This window comes from Citrobacter sp. CK188, assembly GCF_030333525.1.
Lineage (GTDB): Bacteria > Pseudomonadota > Gammaproteobacteria > Enterobacterales > Enterobacteriaceae > Citrobacter_B > Citrobacter_B koseri.
The window spans coordinates 690137-711435 of sequence record NZ_JAOWFU010000029.1; the positions used below are offsets into that span (position 1 = coordinate 690137).

Annotated in this window: 20 protein-coding genes; 12 read left to right on the forward strand and 8 right to left on the reverse strand. The window is 52.4% G+C overall.

The window, feature by feature from the left end:
- Window positions 1–7 precede the first annotated feature (7 nt).
- A complete protein-coding gene (gene mepM, locus OGV67_RS08835) occupies window positions 8–1327 on the forward strand; it encodes a murein DD-endopeptidase MepM (protein ID WP_024130255.1) in 1320 nt (439 codons plus the stop codon).
- Between the two features lie 119 nt (window positions 1328–1446).
- Window positions 1447–2418, forward strand: a complete 972-nt coding sequence (gene lpxM / locus OGV67_RS08840; RefSeq protein ID WP_058669451.1) for a lauroyl-Kdo(2)-lipid IV(A) myristoyltransferase — start codon at window positions 1447–1449, stop codon at window positions 2416–2418.
- 84 nt (window positions 2419–2502) lie between these two features.
- Here the strand turns inward: lpxM and pyk are convergent, their stop codons facing one another.
- Window positions 2503–3945 carry a pyruvate kinase gene (gene pyk, locus OGV67_RS08845; RefSeq protein WP_012132007.1) on the reverse strand — a complete coding sequence of 481 codons (1443 nt, stop codon included), beginning with the start codon at window positions 3943–3945 and terminating at the stop codon, window positions 2503–2505.
- A gap of 123 nt (window positions 3946–4068) precedes the next feature.
- A complete protein-coding gene (gene hexR / locus OGV67_RS08850; protein ID WP_012132008.1) occupies window positions 4069–4938 on the reverse strand; it encodes a DNA-binding transcriptional regulator HexR in 870 nt (289 codons plus the stop codon).
- 357 nt (window positions 4939–5295) lie between these two features.
- Here hexR and zwf point away from each other — a divergent pair, with 357 nt between their 5' ends.
- The 3 genes from zwf to kdgA all read left to right on the forward strand — a co-directional run bounded on the left by zwf (window position 5296) and on the right by kdgA (window position 9495).
- Window positions 5296–6771, forward strand: a complete 1476-nt coding sequence (gene zwf, locus OGV67_RS08855; RefSeq protein ID WP_012132010.1) for a glucose-6-phosphate dehydrogenase — start codon at window positions 5296–5298, stop codon at window positions 6769–6771.
- Between the two features lie 233 nt (window positions 6772–7004).
- A complete protein-coding gene (gene edd / locus OGV67_RS08860) occupies window positions 7005–8816 on the forward strand; it encodes a phosphogluconate dehydratase (protein ID WP_049008840.1) in 1812 nt (603 codons plus the stop codon).
- Between the two features lie 37 nt (window positions 8817–8853).
- Window positions 8854–9495: a bifunctional 4-hydroxy-2-oxoglutarate aldolase/2-dehydro-3-deoxy-phosphogluconate aldolase gene (gene kdgA / locus OGV67_RS08865; protein ID WP_012132013.1), complete on the forward strand. Its 642-nt coding sequence runs from the start codon at window positions 8854–8856 to the stop codon at window positions 9493–9495.
- Between the two features lie 88 nt (window positions 9496–9583).
- On the opposite strand, the gene purT is transcribed toward kdgA, so the two are convergent.
- Window positions 9584–10762, reverse strand: coding sequence for a formate-dependent phosphoribosylglycinamide formyltransferase (purT, locus tag OGV67_RS08870; RefSeq protein WP_047463189.1), 1179 nt, complete (start codon window positions 10760–10762; stop codon window positions 9584–9586).
- 132 nt (window positions 10763–10894) lie between these two features.
- Here purT and yebG point away from each other — a divergent pair, with 132 nt between their 5' ends.
- From yebG to ptrB, 4 genes are all read left to right on the forward strand, one after another.
- On the forward strand, window positions 10895–11185 hold the full coding sequence (gene yebG / locus OGV67_RS08875; RefSeq protein WP_058669278.1) for a DNA damage-inducible protein YebG: 291 nt from the start codon (window positions 10895–10897) through the stop codon (window positions 11183–11185).
- Window positions 11186–11306: 121 nt separating this feature from the next.
- Complete coding sequence (gene yebF / locus OGV67_RS08880; RefSeq protein WP_024130257.1) at window positions 11307–11663, forward strand: protein YebF; 357 nt, start codon at window positions 11307–11309, stop codon at window positions 11661–11663.
- Window positions 11664–11756: 93 nt separating this feature from the next.
- Window positions 11757–12416 carry a tellurite resistance TerB family protein gene (locus tag OGV67_RS08885; protein ID WP_115614248.1) on the forward strand — a complete coding sequence of 220 codons (660 nt, stop codon included), beginning with the start codon at window positions 11757–11759 and terminating at the stop codon, window positions 12414–12416.
- Between the two features lie 87 nt (window positions 12417–12503).
- Complete coding sequence (ptrB, locus tag OGV67_RS08890) at window positions 12504–14579, forward strand: oligopeptidase B (protein ID WP_286465419.1); 2076 nt, start codon at window positions 12504–12506, stop codon at window positions 14577–14579.
- Here the strand turns inward: ptrB and exoX are convergent.
- From exoX to OGV67_RS08905, 3 genes are all read right to left on the reverse strand, one after another.
- Window positions 14561–15223: an exodeoxyribonuclease X gene (exoX, locus tag OGV67_RS08895; RefSeq protein ID WP_012132019.1), complete on the reverse strand. Its 663-nt coding sequence runs from the start codon at window positions 15221–15223 to the stop codon at window positions 14561–14563. The genes ptrB and exoX overlap by 19 nt on opposite strands.
- A gap of 23 nt (window positions 15224–15246) precedes the next feature.
- Window positions 15247–15903 (reverse strand): carbon-nitrogen hydrolase family protein, encoded by a 657-nt coding sequence (locus OGV67_RS08900; protein WP_024130258.1) that lies wholly within the window; start codon window positions 15901–15903, stop codon window positions 15247–15249.
- A 105-nt stretch (window positions 15904–16008) separates the two neighbouring features.
- Complete coding sequence (locus OGV67_RS08905) at window positions 16009–16239, reverse strand: DNA polymerase III subunit theta (RefSeq protein WP_024130259.1); 231 nt, start codon at window positions 16237–16239, stop codon at window positions 16009–16011.
- Between the two features lie 140 nt (window positions 16240–16379).
- Here OGV67_RS08905 and yobA point away from each other — a divergent pair, with 140 nt between their 5' ends.
- The 3 genes from yobA to OGV67_RS08920 are packed head-to-tail and all read left to right on the forward strand — an operon-like array spanning window position 16380 to window position 17984.
- Window positions 16380–16754, forward strand: coding sequence for a CopC domain-containing protein YobA (yobA, locus tag OGV67_RS08910; protein ID WP_012132022.1), 375 nt, complete (start codon window positions 16380–16382; stop codon window positions 16752–16754).
- Window positions 16754–17629, forward strand: a complete 876-nt coding sequence (copD, locus tag OGV67_RS08915; protein WP_286465512.1) for a copper homeostasis membrane protein CopD — start codon at window positions 16754–16756, stop codon at window positions 17627–17629. The genes yobA and copD overlap by 1 nt, the downstream gene beginning before the upstream one ends.
- A 16-nt stretch (window positions 17630–17645) precedes the next feature.
- Window positions 17646–17984: a YebY family protein gene (locus OGV67_RS08920; protein WP_012132024.1), complete on the forward strand. Its 339-nt coding sequence runs from the start codon at window positions 17646–17648 to the stop codon at window positions 17982–17984.
- A 666-nt stretch (window positions 17985–18650) separates the two neighbouring features.
- On the opposite strand, the gene OGV67_RS08925 is transcribed toward OGV67_RS08920, so the two are convergent.
- Both OGV67_RS08925 and OGV67_RS08930 read right to left on the reverse strand, forming a co-directional pair.
- Entirely contained in the window at window positions 18651–18842 is a 192-nt protein-coding gene (locus tag OGV67_RS08925; RefSeq protein WP_012132027.1) for a YlcI/YnfO family protein, read from the reverse strand.
- 369 nt (window positions 18843–19211) lie between these two features.
- Window positions 19212–21299, reverse strand: coding sequence for a TonB-dependent receptor (locus OGV67_RS08930; protein WP_115614250.1), 2088 nt, complete (start codon window positions 21297–21299; stop codon window positions 19212–19214).

Below are 21299 nucleotides of genomic sequence, written 5' to 3' on the forward strand. Positions count from 1 at the left end.
TGAATACGTGCAACAGATAGCCCGCTCTGTCGCCCTGGCATTTAATAATCTGCCCCGACCCCACCGCGTTATGCTGGGGTCGCTTACTGTTCTGACACTGGCCGTCGCGGTATGGCGGCCTTACGTTTACCACCCTGACTCTGCGCCCATCGTCAAAACCATCGAACTGGAAAAGAGTGAAATTCGTTCGCTGTTGCCTGAAGCCAGCGAACCGATTGATCAGGCTGCGCAGGAAGATGAAGCGATCCCACAGGATGAGCTGGACGACAAAACGTCTGGCGAAGTGGGCGTGCATGAATATGTTGTCTCCACCGGCGATACGCTGAGCAGCATTTTGAATCAGTATGGCATTGATATGGGCGATATCAGCCGACTGGCCGCTGCGGATAAGGAACTCCGTAATCTGAAAATCGGCCAGCAGATCTCCTGGACGTTGACGCCAGACGGCGATTTGCAACGCCTGACCTGGGAAGTCTCACGCCGCGAAACGCGTACCTACGATCGTAGCGGAACGGGTTTCAAAATGAGCAGCGAAATGCAGCAGGGCGACTGGGTCAATAGCCTGATGAAAGGCACAGTTGGCGGAAGCTTTGTCGCCAGTGCGAAAGACGCCGGTTTGACCAGCGCAGAAGTCAGCGCCGTCATTAAAGCGATGCAGTGGCAGATGGACTTCCGTAAGCTGAAAAAAGGCGATGAGTTCTCTGTGTTGATGTCGCGTGAAATGCTGGATGGTAAACGTGAACAGAGCCAGCTTCTGGGCGTGCGTCTGCGTTCAGATGGAAAAGATTATTACGCGATTCGCGCGGAGGACGGTAAGTTCTATGACCGAAACGGTACAGGGCTTGCGAAAGGATTCCTGCGCTTCCCGACGGCGAAGCAGTTCCGCATTTCGTCAAACTTTAATCCGCGTCGTCTGAACCCGGTGACCGGTCGCGTTGCGCCGCATAAAGGCGTCGATTTTGCGATGCCGCAAGGTACGCCCGTGCTGTCGGTTGGTGACGGCGAGGTCGTGGTAGCGAAACGCAGCGGCGCGGCAGGTTATTATGTCGCTATCCGTCACGGCCGTACTTACACCACGCGTTATATGCACCTGCGTAAGCTGCTGGTGAAACCTGGGCAGAAAGTGAAACGTGGCGATCGTATCGCGCTGTCAGGCAATACCGGGCGTTCTACCGGGCCGCATCTGCACTATGAAGTCTGGATTAACCAGCAGGCTGTTAACCCGCTGACGGCAAAACTGCCGCGTACCGAAGGGCTGACAGGTTCTGACCGCCGTGCTTATCTGGCGCAGGTTAAAGAAGTCCTGCCGCAGTTGCGCTTCGATTAATAAATACGCTTATGGAGCCGGTACGCGATGCGTACCGGCTTTTTTATTTTGTGTGGCGCACAGCGCGCCGCTACACTATCAACAGATTTACTTTTCGTGGCATCAAACACTGGAAAAGCATGGAAACGAAAAAAAATAACATTGAGTACATCCCTGAGTTTGAGAAATCTTTTCGTCATCCACGCTATTGGGGTGCCTGGCTGGGCGTGGCCGCAATGGCGGGTATTGCATTAACGCCCGCGTCGTTTCGCGATCCTTTACTGGCGAAGCTGGGACGTTTTGCCGGACGTCTGGGGAAAAGCGCCCGGCGTCGCGCGCTGATCAACTTATCTCTGTGTTTTCCTGAGTACAGCGAAGCAGAGCGTGAAGCTATCGTCGACAGAATGTTTGCGACCGCGCCACAGGCGATGACCATGATGGCTGAGCTGGCAATTCGTGGGCCTGAAAAACTGCAAAAGCGCGTCGACTGGCAGGGGCTGGAGATCATTGATGAGCTGCGGCGGAATAATGAAAAGGTGATCTTTCTGGTGCCGCACGGGTGGGGCGTGGATATTCCCGCGATGCTGATGGCGTCCCAGGGGCAGAAAATGGCGGCGATGTTCCATAACCAGGGCAACCCGGTATTTGACTATGTCTGGAACACGGTCCGTCGTCGTTTTGGCGGCCGTCTGCATGCGCGCAATGATGGCATCAAGCCGTTTATCCAGTCTGTCCGTCAGGGCTACTGGGGATACTATCTGCCGGATCAGGATCATGGCCCGGAACACAGTGAGTTTGTTGATTTCTTCGCAACCTACAAAGCGACGCTGCCAGCCATTGGCCGGTTAATGAAGGTGTGTCGTGCTCGCGTGGTGCCGCTTTTCCCGGTTTATGATGGTAAAACGCACCGTCTGACCATCCTGGTGCGACCGCCGATGGACGATCTTCTGACTGCGGATGACCACACTATCGCCAGACGGATGAACGAAGAGGTGGAGATTTTTGTCAGACCGCATCCTGAGCAATATACCTGGATTCTGAAACTGCTCAAGACCCGCAAACCGGGTGAAATTCAGCCGTATAAGCGCAAAGAGTGGTATCCCATCAAATAAAAAAAGCCTCTCGTCAGAGAGGCTTTTTTGTTACCCGGCCTGTAAGCCTGATAAGCGAGGCGCCATCAGGCTCATCACCAACGATTACTCGACGGTCAGGATACGTGTGGTATTGGTGGAGCCGATGGTGCTCATCACGTCGCCCTGGGTCACGATAACCAGATCGCCCGAAACCAGATAGCCTTTATCGCGCAGCAGGTTAACCGCTTCGCTTGCCGCAACAACGCCGTCCGCCGCGCTGTCAAAGTGAACCGGCGTAACGCCACGGTAAAGAGAGGTCAGGTTCAGCGTGCGTTCATGGCGGGACATGGCGAAAATCGGCAGGCCGGAACTGATACGCGAAGTCATCAGCGCCGTACGACCGGATTCGGTCATGGAGATAATCGCCGTTACCCCTTTCAGGTGGTTCGCCGCATACATGGCGGACATTGCGATCGCTTCTTCAACGTTGTCGAACTGGACATCCAGACGGTGTTTAGAGACATTGATGCTCGGGATCTTTTCTGCGCCCAGGCAAACGCGCGCCATTGCCGCAACGGTTTCTGCCGGGTATTGTCCTGCCGCCGTTTCCGCCGACAGCATGACGGCGTCGGTGCCGTCCAGCACGGCGTTCGCCACGTCCATCACTTCCGCGCGGGTTGGCATTGGGTTGGTGATCATCGATTCCATCATCTGCGTGGCGGTAATCACCGCACGATTCAACTGACGAGCGCGGCGAATCAGCGCTTTTTGAATCCCGACCAGTTCAGGATCGCCAATCTCAACGCCGAGGTCGCCACGCGCAACCATCACCACGTCTGATGCAAGAATAATGTCGTCCATTGCGTTCTGGTCGCAGACGGCTTCCGCGCGTTCTACTTTCGCGACGATTTTGGCATCGCAACCTGCATCGCGCGCCAGGCGACGTGCATAATTCAGATCTTCGCCGCAGCGCGGGAAGGAGACCGCCAGATAATCCACGCCAATCTGCGCTGCGGTAACGATATCCGCTTTATCTTTCTCGGTCAGTGCTTCGGCGGAGAGACCGCCGCCCAGCTTGTTGATTCCTTTATTGTTAGAGAGCGGGCCGCCGACGGTCACTTCGGTGAAGACTTTCATGCCCTGAACTTCCAGCACTTTTAGCTGTACGCGACCATCATCAAGCAGCAGGATGTCGCCAGGCACGACGTCAGCAGGCAGGCCTTTATAATCAATACCGACTTTATCTTTGTCGCCTTCGCCTTTGCCCAGGTTGGCATCAAGAAGGAACTTATCGCCGATATTGAGGAAAACTTTGCCTTCTTTAAAGGTGGATACACGAATTTTTGGCCCCTGGAGGTCACCCAGAATCGCCACATGACGCCCCAGTTTGGCGGCAATCTCACGAACTTTATCCGCGCGCACTTTGTGATCTTCCGGCGTGCCGTGAGAGAAGTTCATACGTACGACGTTCGCGCCAGCAGCGATAATCTTTTCAAGGTTGTTATCGCGGTCAGTTGCCGGGCCTAACGTGGTAACGATTTTGGTTCTGCGAAGCCTTCTGGACATGTAATACTCCGTTGACTGAAACAACTTGGTGTTGCGTGAACATTGATCCGGTCGTTCTGAGACCTTAACGGTTAAAAATGAACGTATCCGAATGACGAAAAGGATAGAACATTGTTATTGCTTTTAGCTGTCATTACTCTTGATGAGTAATTCTTTATCAAAACGCGATTCCTTGAGCGCTTCCTTGACACGCTTCAAGTTATCTCTGAATTTTGCCCCACGACGCAAAGTAAATCCTGTTGCCAGCACATCTATCACGGTCAGTTGAGCAAGTCGAGAGATCATGGGCATATAAATGTCAGTATCTTCCGGCACATCAAGGGTAATTGCCAGCGTTGCTTCTCGTGCCAGCGGCGTTCCGGCAGAGGTTAGCGCAATCACCATCGCATCGTTTTCGCGCGCCAGCTGCGCCAGTTCCACCAGACTTTTGGTTCGGCCGGTGTGGGAAATGAGCACGACCACGTCATCATCGCTACAATTCATACAACTCATACGTTGCAGGACAATGTCGTCGGAGTAGATCACCGGCACATTGAAGCGAAAAAACTTGTTCATGGCGTCGTGCGCCACGGCCGCAGAGGAACCCAGGCCAAAAAAGGCGATTTTCTTCGCCTGGGTGAGCAAATCGACGGCACGGTTTATCGCAGATTTATCCAGCGACTGGCGAACGTGGTCCAGACTGGCCATCGCAGACTCGAAGATTTTCCCCGTATAGGACTCAACGCTGTCATCTTCATCCACATTGCGATTAACATAAGGGGTACCATTCGCCAGACTTTGTGCCAGATGCAGTTTAAAATCAGGGAAGCCGCGCGTATCCATGCTGCGGCAAAAACGGTTCACGGTAGGCTCACTGACGTTCGCTTCCTGGGCCAGCGTAGCAATACTTGAATGAATCGCGCGGTCGGGGGAGGCAACGATAACATCGGCTACTTTACGTTCTGACTTGCTCAAATGTTCCAGTTGAGACTGGATTTTTTCTAGCATATTCATGATGTAGAAAAGCTCACAGTTAATAACGATTTCAATGATGTGGGAAATCGAGATGCGATTTTGTTAGATATTACCCCTGAGCATCCGGGAAGGGGGCAAAATGGATAGAATAGTTGTTGTTTTTTTTCATTACATGATCGGTGTCTGATTTTAGCTGTCTGTCACATGTACGAAAACGACAATTTTTTTATCTGTTTTACGGCTATTTACCGCGGGAAAACCGAAGATCGCCCGAATCGCACGGGTGGATAAGCGTTTACAGTTTCGGGATTCACGTAAAAGCAGTACAGTGCATTGTAATAAAATTACAACTATACCCTGGCAAAAGCACCAGGATATTTAACTGAGGAGAATGACATGGCGGTAACGCAAACAGCCCAGGCATGTGACCTGGTCATTTTCGGCGCGAAAGGCGACCTGGCGCGCCGAAAATTGCTGCCTTCCCTGTATCAACTGGAGAAAGCCGGTCAGATTAACCCGGATACCCGTATTATCGGGGTGGGTCGCGCGGACTGGGACAAAGATGCCTATACCAAAGTGGTTCGCGAAGCGCTCGAAACCTTCATGAAAGAAAAGATTGATGAAGGCTTGTGGGATACCCTGAGCGGCCGTCTGGATTTTTGCAATCTGGACGTTAACGACACTGAGGCGTTCGGTCGTCTGGGGGCCATGCTGGATCAAAAATCGCGCACCACCATTAACTATTTTGCGATGCCGCCGAGCACCTTTGGCGCCATCTGTAAAGGTCTGGGTGAAGCGAAGCTGAACGCTAAACCGGCTCGCGTGGTAATGGAAAAACCGCTGGGCACCTCGCTGGCGACCTCGCGTGAAATCAACGATCAGGTAGGCGAGTACTTTGAAGAGTGCCAGGTTTACCGTATCGACCACTATCTGGGCAAAGAGACCGTTCTTAACCTGCTGGCGCTGCGTTTTGCCAACTCGCTGTTCGTGAATAACTGGGACAACCGCACGATTGATCATGTGGAAATTACCGTTGCGGAAGAGGTGGGCATTGAAGGTCGCTGGGGCTACTTCGACCAGGCGGGCCAGATGCGCGACATGATCCAGAACCACCTGCTGCAAATTCTGTGCATGATTGCGATGTCGCCGCCGTCCGATCTGACGGCCGACAGCATCCGCGATGAGAAAGTGAAAGTGCTGAAGTCGCTGCGCCGCATCGATCGCTCTAACGTGCGCGAGAAAACGGTTCGCGGGCAATACACCACCGGTTTTGCTCAGGGCAAAAAAGTACCGGGCTACCTCGAAGAAGAGGGAGCGAACAAGAGCAGCAACACCGAGACCTTTGTGGCGATTCGCGTGGACATCGACAACTGGCGCTGGGCGGGCGTACCGTTCTACCTGCGCACCGGTAAACGTCTGCCGACCAAATGCTCTGAGGTTGTCGTCTACTTCAAGACGCCTGAGCTGAACCTGTTCAAAGAGTCCTGGCAGGATCTGCCGCAGAACAAACTGACCATCCGTCTGCAACCTGATGAAGGTGTGGATATCCAGGTGCTTAACAAAGTGCCGGGTCTGGACCACAAGCATAATTTGCAGATCACCAAACTGGATCTGAGCTATTCCGAAACCTTCAATCAAACGCATCTGGCGGATGCTTACGAGCGTCTGTTGCTGGAAACCATGCGCGGTATTCAGGCGCTGTTCGTGCGTCGTGATGAAGTTGAAGAGGCCTGGAAGTGGGTGGACTCCATCACTGAAGCCTGGGAAATGGATAATGATGCGCCAAAACCGTATCAGGCAGGGACCTGGGGGCCGGTCGCTTCGGTGGCGATGATCACCCGTGATGGCCGTTCCTGGAATGAGTTTGAGTAAAATTCCATCTAGCCCATAGGTGTTATTTTACCGGTAACATGATCTAACACAGATTGTAGAACAATTTTTGCACTTTTAAGCCTCGCGTGGATTCACCCGCGGGGCTTTTTTTATTACACTGCCGGAAGTGATTTTGCCCCAGTGCGCCATATAACAAGCGATTCAGCAATATTTAACCTTACTGAAACTCTTTGTTAATCGGCGGCACAGACAAATAAATTTCAGGAGCCTCTATGAATCCAGATTTGTTACGCGTAACAAAGCGCATTGTCGAACGCTCGCGTGAGACACGTTCTGCCTACCTCGCCCGTATTGAACAAGCGAGAACATCCACTGTTCATCGCTCGCAGCTGGCATGCGGTAACCTGGCGCACGGCTTTGCCGCCTGCCAGCCTGACGACAAAGCGTCACTGAAGAGCATGTTGCGTAACAATATCGGGATCATCACCTCTTACAACGACATGCTTTCCGCTCATCAGCCGTATGAGCACTATCCCGAGATCATCCGCAAAGCGCTGCATTCTGCGAATGCGGTAGGCCAGGTCGCTGGCGGCGTTCCTGCGATGTGTGATGGCGTGACGCAGGGGCAGGACGGTATGGAGCTTTCTCTGCTGAGCCGCGAAGTGATCGCAATGTCGGCGGCGGTGGGGCTGTCTCACAATATGTTTGATGGCGCGCTGTTCCTTGGCGTGTGTGACAAAATCGTCCCCGGTCTGGCGATGGCGGCGCTGTCATTTGGCCACCTGCCGTCTGTTTTTGTGCCTTCCGGCCCGATGGCAAGCGGTCTGCCTAATAAAGAAAAAGTGCGTATCCGCCAGTTATATGCGGAAGGGAAGGTCGATCGCATGGCGCTGCTGGAATCTGAGGCGGCCTCTTACCACGCGCCAGGCACCTGTACGTTCTACGGCACCGCCAACACCAACCAGATGGTGGTGGAGTTCATGGGGATGCAGTTGCCCGGCTCATCCTTTGTTCACCCGGACGCGCCGTTGCGTGAAGCGCTGACCGCTGCCGCCGCGCGCCAGGTGACGCGCCTGACCGGTAACGGCAACGAATGGATGCCGATCGGTAAGATGATTGATGAAAAAGTGGTCGTGAACGGCATTGTGGCGCTGCTGGCAACCGGCGGTTCAACTAACCACACCATGCACCTCGTCGCGATGGCGCGGGCGGCAGGTATCCTGATTAACTGGGATGATTTCTCCGATCTGTCGGAAATCGTACCGTTGATGGCGCGTCTGTATCCGAATGGCCCGGCAGATATTAACCACTTCCAGGCGGCAGGCGGCGTACCGGCACTGATGCGTGAACTGCTGAATGCGGGACTGTTGCATGAAGATGTGAATACCGTGGCGGGTTTTGGTCTGTCTCGCTATACCTTCGAACCGTGGCTGAACAACGGCGAGCTGGACTGGCGCGAAGGGGTGGCGAAATCCCTGGACAGCAATGTGATTGCCACCTTTGATAAGCCGTTCTCCCACCACGGCGGAACGAAAGTGCTGAGCGGCAACCTTGGCCGCGCGGTCATGAAAACGTCTGCGGTGCCGGTTGAAAATCAAATTATTGAAGCGCCAGCGGTTGTTTTTGAAAGTCAGCATGATGTTTTACCGGCTTTTGAAGCGGGTCTGCTTGACCGCGATTGCGTGGTGGTTGTGCGCCATCAGGGACCAAAAGCGAACGGAATGCCAGAATTACATAAACTCATGCCGCCACTTGGTGTATTATTGGACCGTTGTTTCAAAATTGCGTTAGTTACCGATGGACGGCTTTCCGGTGCTTCAGGTAAAGTGCCTTCAGCAATCCATGTAACCCCGGAAGCCTATGATGGCGGGCTACTGGCGAAAGTACGCGATGGCGACATTATTCGTGTGAATGGACAGACAGGCGAACTGACGCTGCTGGTTGATGATGCGGAACTTGCTGCTCGCCAGCCTCACATTCCTGACCTGAGCGCATCGCGCATCGGTACAGGCCGTGAGATGTTCAGCGCGTTGCGTGAAAAACTGTCCGGCGCCGAGCAGGGCGCAACCTGTATGACGTTTTAAGACGACAAATTTTGTACTCAGGCGAGAGAAAACTCTGATGAAAAACTGGAAAACAAGTGCAGAAGCAATCCTGACCACAGGCCCGGTTGTACCGGTGATCGTGGTGAACAAACTGGAACACGCGGTGCCGATGGCAAAAGCGCTGGTTGCAGGCGGTGTGCGCGTTCTGGAAGTGACTTTACGTACCGCGTGTGCGATGGATGCCATCCGCGCTATCGCGAAAGAAGTGCCGGAAGCGATCATCGGTGCGGGTACGGTTCTGAACGCACAACAGCTGGCGGAAGTGACGGAAGCGGGCGCGCAGTTTGCTATCAGCCCGGGCCTGACGGAGCCTCTGCTGAAAGCGGCGACCGAAGGCACCATTCCGCTGATTCCAGGTATCAGCACTGTTTCCGAACTGATGCTGGGTATGGACTACGGCCTGAAAGAGTTCAAATTCTTCCCGGCGGAAGCTAACGGCGGCACCAAAGCGTTGCAGGCGATCGCAGGTCCGTTCTCTCAGGTACGCTTTTGCCCGACTGGCGGTATCTCTCCGGCGAACTACCGTGACTACCTGGCGCTGAAAAGCGTTCTGTGTATCGGGGGTTCCTGGCTGGTTCCGGCTGACGCGCTGGAAGCGGGGGACTACGATCGCATCACGAAACTGGCTCGCGAAGCGGTAGAAGGCGCGAAACAGTAAGCTCAAATGCCCGGTGGCGCTGACGCTTACCGGGCCTACGTTTTATAGGGTTGTAGGCCGGATAAGCGCAGCGCCATCCGGCATTTTTTTACCCCGCGACTTTCACCTGCGCCGCCGCGTGTTTTGCACGCTCAACGGCCTCTTCGACGCGTTCCGCTGTCGCCAGCGCGACGCCTAACCGACGAGTTCCGTCGATGTCCGGCTTGCCGAAGAACCGCACCTGTAAACCCGCTCCGACGGCCGCTTGTACATTATCAAACGTTACATTCTGGCTGGTGAGCGTCGGTAAAATAACGGCGGACGCGGCAGGGCCATACTGACGAATTTCGCCCACGGGCAGGCCGAGGAAAGCGCGAACGTGCAGGGCAAACTCTGACAGATCTTGCGAAATCAACGTCACCATGCCGGTATCATGCGGTCGCGGGGAGACTTCGCTGAAGACTACCTCATCGCCGCAGACAAAAAGCTCGACGCCAAATAACCCATAGCCGCCTAACGCCAGAACAACCTTGCGGGCGATCTCCTGCGCGCGCGCCAGCGCCAGATCGCTCATCTGCTGCGGTTGCCAGGATTCACGATAATCGCCGTCTTCCTGACGATGGCCGACAGGGGCGCAAAAATGGACGCCATCTATGGCGCTGACGGTCAGCAGAGTGATTTCAAAATCGAATTTAACCACGCCTTCGACAATCACGCGCCCTGCGCCAGCGCGGCCGCCCTGTTGGGCATATTCCCATGCCTGCGACAGTTGGTCGGCGCTGCGGATGAAACTCTGTCCTTTACCGGAAGAACTCATCACTGGCTTCACAATGCAGGGAAAACCGATCTCTGCCACCGCCTCGCGAAAGCGTTCTTCGCTGTCGGCAAAACGGAAAGAAGAGGTCGGCAACGCCAGCTCTTCTGCCGCCAGACGACGGATGCCTTCACGGTTCATCGTCAGTTGCGTCGCCCGGGCGCAAGGCACCACATTCAGTCCTTCCTGCTCCAGCTCTACCAGCATGTCCGTCGCGATAGCTTCAATTTCCGGCACAATGAAATGCGGCTTTTCGCGTTCAACCACGCGGCGCAGCGCTTCGCCATCCAGCATATTGATGACGTGTGAGCGGTGGGCGACGTGCATCGCTGGCGCATCCGGGTAACGATCCACCGCGATAACTTCCACACCCAGGCGTTGGCATTCGATCGCCACTTCTTTTCCCAGTTCGCCTGAACCCAATAACATTACGCGCGTAGCCGCCGGACGCAGCGCGGTGCCTAATAACGTCATAAAATATATCCCCTGATTTAACTGGGCGCAGTATATACGAAAACGTTTGCGTCTGTCTTTATTGCCAGGTTGATTTCATTACTGAAAAGTAATATACTGTACATAATTACAGGTAATTGAGAGGCTGCAAAAATGGCGGTTGAAGTTAAATACGTGGTCATTCGGGAAGGTGAGGAAAAAATGTCGTTTACCAGCAAAAAGGACGCCGATGCGTATGACAAAATGCTTGATACGGCAGACCTGCTCGACACATGGCTTGAGCAGTCTCCGGTAGCGATGGAAGACGAACAGCGCGAAGCGCTTTCTCTGTGGCTGGCTGAACAAAAAGACGTATTGAGCACGATCCTGAAAACCGGCAAATTACCGTCGCCGCAGGTGGTTAAAAGCGATGCGACGGCGGAGGATGACACGCAAGCGGCCTGAGTCTGACTTGCGCTCCTGACGTTTTGTACCATGCTTTTTCCTGAATCATTGTGCTATGCCCGTGGATTTCGCGTTGCAAACATGCAGCCTGAAAGACGAAGGAGATATAAGGAGAAAAAGTATGAATAAAAAAAGAGGAGCGCTGTTGAGCCTGCTGTTGTTGTCCGCCAGCGTATCGGTCTTCGCTGCCGATACGGCCAGCAAATCGGTGAAATTCCCGACCTGTGAAGGGCTGAACGCTGATGGGATCGCCGCCAGCGTGAAGCGCGATTATCAACAAAACCGTATCGTACGTTGGGCTGATGACCAAAAAAAGGTCGGACAGGCGAATCCGGTAGTGTGGGTCAACACTCAGGATATTACCGGCAAAGAGGGTAACTGGATGGTTCCTCTGACTGTTCGCGGGAAAAGTGCCGATCTTCATTATCTGGTAAAGGTTGATTGCAAAGCCGGAACCGCGGAATACCAGCCCCGCTAATGGCAAATTTGCGCATCTTTTGCTGAATTAGACACTTCCTGACATCCCCTCAAGTACGCTTTGACGATTCATCGTTTGTATTTGAGGGGTAAAATGGCTAACTGGCTAAACCAATTACAATCTCTTCTCGGGCAAAACGGAGCCTCTGCATCTTCTTCAGGCGAACAAGGGCTGAGTAAACTGCTGGTTCCCGGCGCGTTAGGCGGTCTGGCCGGTTTACTGGTCGCCAATAAATCTTCCCGTAAGTTACTGACTAAATATGGCACCAGCGCCCTGTTGGTTGGCGGCGGCGCGGTGGCAGGCACCGTCTTATGGAACAAATACAAAGAGAGGGTACGTGCTGCGCATCAGGATGAGCCGCAATTCGGCGCGCAGAGTTCGCCGCTGGACCAACGAACCGAGCGGTTGCTCCTCGCCCTGGTGTTTGCGGCGAAAAGCGACGGGCATATCGATAGCCAGGAGCGTGCAGCCATCGAACGCCAGTTGCGTGAAGCTGGGGTGGAGGAGCAGGGACGTGTGCTTATCGAACGGGCGATTGAACAGCCGCTCGATCCGCAGCGTCTGGCGCAAGGCATCCGTAATGAGGAAGAGGCGCTGGAAATCTACTTCCTGAGCTGTGCCGCCATTGATATCGACCATTTTATGGAGCGCAGTTATCTGAATGCGTTGGGCGATGCGCTGAAAATTCCTCAGGATGTGCGGGACGGCATCGAGCAGGATCTGCAACAGCAAAAGCAGGCTCTGCCAGGCTAACGTAATCCCCTGCATAGCATGTTTCGCTTGCATCGTGCGTGACTTTTGCCACCCTTATAGGGTGTTTAAAGACAAAAGAACAAAGACATGCTACCAAAAGCCACCCGTATTCCGCACACCATGACGCTGCATGGCGACACCCGTGTCGATAACTATTATTGGCTGCGAGACGACTCCCGCTCGCAGCCTGATGTCCTTGACTATCTGCATCAGGAAAACGCCTATGGACATCAGGTCATGGCGTCACAGCAGGCGTTACAGGATCGCGTGCTGAAAGAGATTATCGATCGCATTCCGCCCAGAGATGTTTCCGCGCCTTACGTCAAAAATGGTTATCGCTACCGGCAGATTTATGAGCCAGGGTGTGAATATGCTATTTACCCGCGCCAGCCGGCGCGAAGTGAAGAGTTGGATGCGTGGGATTTATTGCTGGATGCGAATCAGCGAGCGGCCCACAGCGAGTTTTATACTCTCGGTGGAATGGCCATTACGCCGGACAACACCATCATGGCGCTGGCGGAAGATTATCTTTCCCGTCGTCAGTATGGGCTGCGTTTTCGTAATCTTGAAAGCGGTAACTGGTACCCGGAACTGCTGGATAACGTGGCGCCAGAGTTTGTCTGGGCGAATGATTCGTTGACGCTTTACTACGTGCGTAAACACGGCACCACGTTGCTGCCTTACCAGGTATGGCGTCATACCGTGGGTACGCCGGCCACGCAGGATCAACTGGTCTATGAAGAAAAGGACGACGCTTTTTACGTCAGTTTGCACAAAACCACCTCTCAGCATTATGTGGTGATCCATCTCGCCAGTGCGACCACCAGTGAAGTGCTGTTGCTGGATGCTGAACTGGCCGATGCGGAACCCTTCTCGTTTTTACCACGGCGTAAAGATCATGAATACAGTCTCGATCATTACCAGCATAAGTTTTATCTGCGTTCCAATCGCCACGGAAAAAACTTTGGTCTGTATCGCAGCCGGGTACGTGATGAAAATGCCTGGGAAGAGCTGATTGCGCCGCGCGAGAGCATCATGCTGGAAGGGTTTACCCTTTTTACCGACTGGCTGGTGGTGGAAGAACGCCAGCGTGGTTTGACCAGCCTGCGGCAGATTAACCGTAAAACGCGTGAAGTAACGGGGATTGCGTTCGACGATCCGGCCTACGTCACCTGGCTTGCCTATAACCCTGAACCGGAAACGTCCCGCTTGCGTTATGGTTATTCATCGATGACGACGCCGGACACCTTGTTTGAGCTGGACATGGATACCGGCGAGCGGCGCGTGCTCAAACAAACGGATGTGCCGGGATTTGACGCTGTGAATTATCAGAGCGAGCACCTGTGGATTGTCGCCCGGGATGGCGTAGAGGTTCCGGTTTCGCTGGTTTACCATCGAAAACATTTCCGCAAGGGGCAAAATCCGCTGCTTGTCTACGGCTACGGTTCCTATGGCGCCAGCATGGATGCCGATTTCAGCAGCAGTCGGTTAAGTTTGCTGGATCGCGGGTTTGTTTACGCCATCGTGCATGTTCGCGGCGGCGGTGAGTTAGGTCATCAGTGGTATGAAGACGGTAAGTTTCTGAAAAAGAAAAATACGTTTAATGACTATCTTGATGCCTGCGACGCGTTGCTGAAACTGGGCTACGGCTCGCCTTCATTTTGCTATGGCATGGGTGGCAGCGCGGGCGGCATGTTGATGGGCGTCGCGATTAACGAACGTCCTGAACTTTTTCATGGCGTCATCGCGCAGGTGCCGTTTGTTGACGTCCTGACGACAATGCTTGATGAATCTATCCCTTTAACCACGGGAGAGTTCGAAGAGTGGGGAAATCCGCAGGATGCGGAATACTACGCGTATATGAAAAGCTACAGTCCGTACGACAACGTTACCGCGCAGGACTATCCGCATCTTCTGGTTACCACCGGGTTACATGATTCGCAGGTGCAATACTGGGAACCCGCCAAATGGGTCGCTAAACTGCGCGAACTGAAAACGGATGACCACCTGCTGTTGCTGTGTACGGATATGGATTCCGGGCATGGCGGGAAGTCCGGGCGTTTTAAAGCGTATGAGGGAGTGGCGCTGGAATTCGCTTTTCTGATTGGTCTCGCTCAGGGCACGTTGCCAGGGCAGGCAGGCGCTCAGGCGTCGCTCAGATAGTGTTTAAGCGTTAAACGCAGCTCCGGGCTCATGTTGTCAAGGTTATTAAATAACCAGCGCAGATAGCCCGGATCGCGCTCGGCGACTTCAGAAACGGCTTTGCCGCGATATTTGCCAAACGTAAATGTCGTTAACAGGGCCGGGCGTCCGGTAATGTCGACCATTTGTTCCGCCGTCCAGCCTGACGTGTTCATAATATCGATCAGCAATGCCGCCGTGATATAGCAGTCATACAATGCGCGGTGATGATGAAGGCCGGGCGGTGTTTGCACGCTTAGCTTACGGGATTTGTAGAGCGCCATGTTGCTGTATTTGATCCCCGGCCATAACCGGCGGGATAGCTTCATGGTACAAATCCACTCTCCCGGCATCTCTGGCAGCACACGCCGGTCGAAACTGGCGTTATGCGCGACATACCATTCGCTTCCGTGATAGAGCGGAATGATATCTTCGATCCAGGGTTTATCGGCAACCATCGATTCACTGATACGGTGAATCGCCATCGCCTGCGGGCTGATGGGGCGGTCGGGACGAACCAGATGGCTCATTGGATTGACAATTCTCCCCGCCACCACATCGACAGAGGCAATCTCAACAATCCCGCCCTGTAGTCCGCAGGTTTCCGTATCTATAACTCGCAACATGGGGTGCTCCCGACCGAAAACACCTAGCGTAATGGAATGATATCGCCTTGCCAACCCCGTGTCGTATGCTGACCTGTTAACAACAGAGAACCGCTGTCCGCGCGGACAATGAGCTGGCCGCTTTCATCCCATAGCGCGCTGCTGCCTCCGGCGTTTGCCATCAACACGGCAATGGCGAAGCGATGCGAAAAACGTTGCAGCCGGGAGGTGGAGGTAAATAAATCATGTTCGCTGACGCACTGGCTGGTGGTGAATAACGAAAAGGCGGGATCGATATCAATGCCTTCCGGCTGCTCATCCATCACGCTTATCGTTTTCCGGTGGCGGGCCACGCAGGCACCGTGGCTTTGATGAAAGATCAGCGGCGATGTCACCCAGGGGGCGAAAATGGCAATGCCTCTGACTAACTGGCCGTTATGCTCAACCGGCAGCCCGGCGATAATCGTCATGCGGTACGCGGATGCCGCATAAGCAAGCGGCTGTAATAAGGACTCATCGGGCGGGACAGGGAGCGCCTGCGCCGTATCGTTGCATCCGGTTAACGACAGGGAAGGGAATACCAGGAGTTCGCATTGCTGGCTGGCAGCAATCTCAACAAATTGCAGATGGTGCGCGACATGTTCTGCCAGCGTGGCGCGAGGTGGTTCATACTGCGCCGCCGCGATTTTCCAGTGTGACATAATGATTTCCTTTTCATAGTGTCTACAATCATCCTTAAATCTTAGTTTAAGAATGTACTTATACTGTAGCAACTCATGTGTAAGGAAGTGTAACGCTATATAAGTTTATTTAACTTTCGGTTCGTAAGGTAAGCGTGACAGGGAAACCGACGCCAGACGGTGGGCAATCAGACGTTCACGAAACCATTCGCGCAGGTGTTCTGGCTGTTCACGCTCAACGACTTCTGCCACGACGGGCATATTGTAACGCTCTTTAAACGCCACACCGGCTGCGGCCAGGTCAACGTTGATCTTATCCATGTCAGCTTGTTCAAGTTGAGCCAGGTTCGTTTGCATACGCTTCTCCTTATCATCAATGGCGCGCAAAAGTTACTAAGAGTGCGCCTCAATGGCAAGCCGGAAATGATGATTCTCGACTCGACCATTATAGAAGGTTATTCTCTGTAAATCAGACATAACAAAAAGGAATAATTGATATGGCTTCTACTGCACCTTCTTTGCGCTATGCTCTCCTTTTCCTCGCCTCAACGCTGGCGGCGCCTGCGGCCTGGGCACATGCGCATCTGACGCATCAATACCCGGCGGCTGACGCTGAGGTGACTGCCGCGCCGCAGGCATTGACGCTGAATTTCTCCGAAGGCATTGAGCCTGGCTTCAGCGGGGCGACGCTGACCGGGCCAAAGCAGGAAAGCATCAAAACGCGGCCTGCGAAGCGCAATGAGCAGGATGCGAAACAGCTCATTATTCCTCTGGATCAGACGCTTAATCCCGGAACCTATACGGTTAACTGGCATGTGGTGTCGGTTGACGGTCATAAGACAAAAGGGCAATACACCTTTAGCGTGAAGTAATCATGCTGACGTTTACCTGGGTAGCGCTTCGCTTTATCCATTTTAGCGCCATGATGCTGGTGTTTGGCTGCGCGTTATATGGCGCGTGGCTGGCGCCGATTTCTGTTCGTCGCCTGATGATGCGCCGCTTTCTGCGCCTGCAACAGCACGCTGCCGTGTGGAGCTTTGTCAGCGCGACGCTGATGCTGGCGATCCAGGGTGGACTAATGGGGGCGGGCTGGCAGGACATGATCTCGGTTTCGATATGGGGCGCGGTTTTACAGACTCAATTTGGCGGCGTATGGCTGTGGCAGATTATTCTCGCGCTTGTCACGTTGGTCATGACGCTGGTTGTGCCGAGAAATTTACCGCGTCTGCTGTTCATCCTGATGATTGCCCAGTTTATGTTACTGGCAGGCGTTGGCCACGCCACGCTGAATGATGGCGTGGTGGGCGCGGTACAGCAGATTAACCATGCGACTCATCTGGTGTGCGCTGCGGCCTGGTTTGGCGGCCTGCTGCCGGTTATCTACTGTATGCGCATGGCGCAAGGTCGCTGGCGACAACAGGCCATCGAAACAATGATGCGTTTCTCCCGCTATGGTCATCTGTTTGTCGCGGGCGTATTGTGCACCGGCATCGCAAATGTGCTTTTTATTACGGGGTTTTCCGCCCCCTGGCATACCGCGTACGGGCAGTTTCTTTTGTTAAAATGTGTCCTTGTCCTGCTAATGGTGGCAATTGCGCTAACGAACCGGTATGTTCTCGTACCACGTATGCGGCAGGAAAATCGCCGCGCGAATCTCTGGTTTATCTGGATGACTCAGATTGAATGGGGAATTGGAGCCGTTGTGCTGGCGATTGTCAGCCTGTTCGCAACCCTGGAACCCTTCTGATGGACTGGCAAAACTCATGAAAAAAATGATTCTCTCTCTGCTATTGTTGGCAAGTTCAGGTGCTGCGCTGGCGGCGCCTCAGGTTATCACCGTGAGCCGCTTTGAAGTGGGTAAAGACAAGTGGGCGTTTAACCGCGAAGAGGTGATGCTGACTTGCCGACCGGGCCATGCCCTGTATGTCATCAACCCGAGCACGCTGGTGCAATACCCGCTGAACGATGTTGCAGAGCAGCAAGTTGCAAGCGGCAAAACCAACGCGCAGGCTATCACCGTCATTCAGATTGACGATCCGGCAAAACCGGGTGAAAAAATGAGCCTGGCGCCGTTTATTGAACGCGCGGAAAAGCTCTGCTAATTACCAGAAGTATCTTTCTGATTTCCAATAAAAAACCGCAAGCCTCATGCAGAGGAACTTGCGGTTTTTTCGTTGTTGCGGCTGGCAACGGTCGTTTTTTACCGGCCACTTTCGTCGTGGACTGGAAAACCTGGCGTCGTCATCTATTCTTAAAGGGCAAGGCGACTTAGCCTGCATTAATGCCAACTTTTAGCGCACGGCTCTCTCCCAAGAGCCATTTCCCTGGACCGAATACAGGAATCGTATTCGGTCTCTTTTTATCTGTTTGTTTTGAAGTGTGTTTTCAGATACTAACCCGAAAACACACGAAAGTTACTCGAATTTTCCATATCCTGTCCAAACCATAACATACTCTGTACCGAGTGCGTCCAGGGTTTTTTGATTGGTATGTTAATTTTTGTGCGTCAGAGTGCCGTGTGAAGCCAGGTTTACATGGATGAACGTTTATGAATCATGCTCGATGAGTTACTCATGCTGCGCACAGAAGGCTCGCAGGATGAGGATGACGGGGGTAAAAATCAGAGCGACATAAAACAGTATGATCAATACCGCGTCTAATGCGTGATAATTCAAAATGAAATAGATAACATTCCCAATAGATATCAGGATAAAGGTGTATTTACTAATAAATAAGCATCTTTTCATTTTGGTCGTAGCTATAAAGAGTTAATTTTTGTTTCTATTTACGTCTTTGGGCGTACTGGAATTCAGGGCTTTTTCACGACATGCTTCTTTTACCCATGCAGAAAAATTGCTGGTTTTTTCTTTTGCCATCACTTGTTCTATTTGTTTCAGCAAACTGTATGAAAAACGGATGTTTTTTATCACTGTTTTGCCTGTAAAGTTCTTTATCGACATAAGGTGCTTCTCGCAACTAATTCACATCACTGTTACTTTTGCGTAACTACGCATGAAGGGAATTGATTTACATCAATGAAATCAACGGTGATGACGGCGAGGTTTCCTGGTTGTGAATTGCGTCGCAACAAAGAATGCCTCAGCGATACCACACTGAAGAGTGGGGTTGTTCAGTGACTATTCTCTATTTTTTAATGCCTGGAATCTTTTCAAGATGTGCGATAATGATAATCAGATTGATTTTATTGGGTAATTCATATTGTGAGGGTAGATATTTATTAATTAATATCCGTGTGTTTTTGGGCTGTTTATACTCACAAAAAGATAAGCAAGCGCCGCATACGGAGTGTATGGACGCTTGCTGTATTATTAGAACTGATAGTTTAAAGACATCCAGTAGTTGCGACCAGGAATAACGTATCCGGTCGTTGACTGCGCAGTCTGGAAATAATCACCGGCATAGGTGCTGGAACGGCCAGATTGATATAATTTGACGTCGCTAAAGTCTTTATCCAGCACGTTATTGACGGCGGTATTCAGGGTTAAATCTTTAGTCAGTTTATAAGATAATCCCATATCCAGCACTGTCCATGCTTTTAGATTTGCGCCTTTGTCATCATACACTTTCTGCTGTACCGCACTGAGATTGTCATAGGTCTGAGTAAAGCGGGGCGCTTTACCGCGATAGCGGGCGCTAAGCCAGGCATTTAAATCATCTGTCGCCTGCCAGTTAACGCGGGCATTTGCCATATGTTTTGGTGTATAGCTGAGTGGTGCGCCTTTATTATCTCCATCTTTCTGTTTGCTCTGAGTATAGGTATAGTTGAGCGACAGACTCAAATTATCCAACCAGAGCGGGAACGATGTTGCAAATTCGACACCATCGGTACGTGCTTTTCCGCTATTGGTATAGCTACTGGTATTGTCATCAATCGAATAAGAAACAATTTTATTGCGATATTCAGTGTAGAATCCGGTTATATTGGCATTGAACCCATTGCCATTATCGTAATAAAGTCCGGTTTCATAACTGGTGCTTTCTTCAGGTTTTAAATCTGGATTACCGACGGTATTGATTGTTCCTTGACCAGAAACACCGCTGATGCCGTTATGTAACTGGCTAAGAGAAGGCGCTTTATAACCGGTTGTGATTCCCCCTTTGAGCGTCCATTCATCTGTCATATCCCAGACCAGATAGCCACGAGGACTGAAATGACCGCCGAATACGTCGTTATGTTCATAGCGACTCCCTACGGTAAACGCCAGAGAATCCAGGATATGCCACTCATCTTCAAGGTAAGTCGCCCAGCTTTTTTGATGGAACTTTTCACCTGAACTGGCCAGAACGACGCCATCTTTCATTCGTGCGTCCCAGTATTCGCCACCCACCGTCAGTAAATGTGATTCTCCCAGCGGCGTGAGAAGCACCGAGTTGAGAATAACATTGGTATTTTTCAGTTCACGATCGTCACCCGCTCTCCAGGCTTGATCGGGCGTCAGAGCGGAGGAAACCAGCTGCCGTCCTTTGTTTTCTGTCTCATTCCAGTTAAGAGACGATTTCCATGTACCAAACGTTAAGGCGGTGTCATGTCCTAACGTCACTTTATTGCGCTCATAGCGGAGCGTTTTATCATATCCGCCCGTGAGGCTACCAAGCTGACCGTCGCTGTTATCATAACGCTGTCTGGATGTGTCGAGATCCATCCATAGCGTATTGTTTGCGCTGGCTTTCCAGTCAAATCTCGCGCCGATGTTGTAGTTTTGCGACTCAGTGGGATAAGGAACGCGTGTTTCTGCGGTGTCGCTCAGTGATGTAATGCTGGAGCCTTGTCGCTGGGTTGTGCTTCCACGAACCTGCATATCCAGCGAGCCAGGAATCAGGGGACCACTTGACCAGAAATTTGCGGTTGTGCTGTTTCCCCATTTATTACTTTCCTGTAGGTTCACTCCCGTATTGATGGCCGTGCTCCACTTATCGGTGCTTTTTTTGGTAATAATATTCACCACGCCGCCAATGGCGTCTGACCCATAAAGCGTAGACATGGGCCCGCGTATAACCTCTATACGTTCAATGGCTGAAAGTGGGGGCATAAAACTGGTATTCATTGCAGAAAAGCCATTCGGTGTTACATCCGATGTTCCATTCTGACGAATACCGTCAATAAGAATAAGGGTATAACTGGCAGGCATCCCACGAATACTTATTTCAAGCCCCCCTGTTTTTCCGGTACTGCTTTCAACGTCCACTCCCTCAACGGCCCTGAGAGCATCGCCAAGATCATTATATTTATTGGTCTGTAATTCTTGTTGTGAAATAACAGAAACACTGGCTGCCGCATTGGTGATCTTTTTCTCGTATCCCGATGCGGTGACGACCATGACATCTTCTGCAAAAACATTAAAACTTGTGGCGCCCAGACAAGATAAGACAAGTGAAGCGAGAGGTTTAATACGCAT

Bases quoted from the DNA above. Each gene is read 5' to 3' on its own strand.
- lpxM (WP_058669451.1), top strand. From the start codon at position 1,447: ATGGAAACGAAAAAAAATAACATTGAGTACATCCCTGAGTTTGAGAAA.
- pyk (WP_012132007.1), bottom strand. From the start codon at position 3,945: ATGTCCAGAAGGCTTCGCAGAACCAAAATCGTTACCACGTTAGGCCCG.
- hexR (WP_012132008.1), bottom strand. From the start codon at position 4,938: ATGAATATGCTAGAAAAAATCCAGTCTCAACTGGAACATTTGAGCAAG.
- zwf (WP_012132010.1), top strand. From the start codon at position 5,296: ATGGCGGTAACGCAAACAGCCCAGGCATGTGACCTGGTCATTTTCGGC.
- edd (WP_049008840.1), top strand. From the start codon at position 7,005: ATGAATCCAGATTTGTTACGCGTAACAAAGCGCATTGTCGAACGCTCG.
- kdgA (WP_012132013.1), top strand. From the start codon at position 8,854: ATGAAAAACTGGAAAACAAGTGCAGAAGCAATCCTGACCACAGGCCCG.
- purT (WP_047463189.1), bottom strand. From the start codon at position 10,762: ATGACGTTATTAGGCACCGCGCTGCGTCCGGCGGCTACGCGCGTAATG.
- yebG (WP_058669278.1), top strand. From the start codon at position 10,895: ATGGCGGTTGAAGTTAAATACGTGGTCATTCGGGAAGGTGAGGAAAAA.
- yebF (WP_024130257.1), top strand. From the start codon at position 11,307: ATGAATAAAAAAAGAGGAGCGCTGTTGAGCCTGCTGTTGTTGTCCGCC.
- OGV67_RS08885 (WP_115614248.1), top strand. From the start codon at position 11,757: ATGGCTAACTGGCTAAACCAATTACAATCTCTTCTCGGGCAAAACGGA.
- ptrB (WP_286465419.1), top strand. From the start codon at position 12,504: ATGCTACCAAAAGCCACCCGTATTCCGCACACCATGACGCTGCATGGC.
- exoX (WP_012132019.1), bottom strand. From the start codon at position 15,223: ATGTTGCGAGTTATAGATACGGAAACCTGCGGACTACAGGGCGGGATT.
- OGV67_RS08900 (WP_024130258.1), bottom strand. From the start codon at position 15,903: ATGTCACACTGGAAAATCGCGGCGGCGCAGTATGAACCACCTCGCGCC.
- OGV67_RS08905 (WP_024130259.1), bottom strand. From the start codon at position 16,239: ATGCAAACGAACCTGGCTCAACTTGAACAAGCTGACATGGATAAGATC.
- yobA (WP_012132022.1), top strand. From the start codon at position 16,380: ATGGCTTCTACTGCACCTTCTTTGCGCTATGCTCTCCTTTTCCTCGCC.
- OGV67_RS08920 (WP_012132024.1), top strand. From the start codon at position 17,646: ATGAAAAAAATGATTCTCTCTCTGCTATTGTTGGCAAGTTCAGGTGCT.
- OGV67_RS08925 (WP_012132027.1), bottom strand. From the start codon at position 18,842: ATGTCGATAAAGAACTTTACAGGCAAAACAGTGATAAAAAACATCCGT.
- OGV67_RS08930 (WP_115614250.1), bottom strand. From the start codon at position 21,299: ATGCGTATTAAACCTCTCGCTTCACTTGTCTTATCTTGTCTGGGCGCC.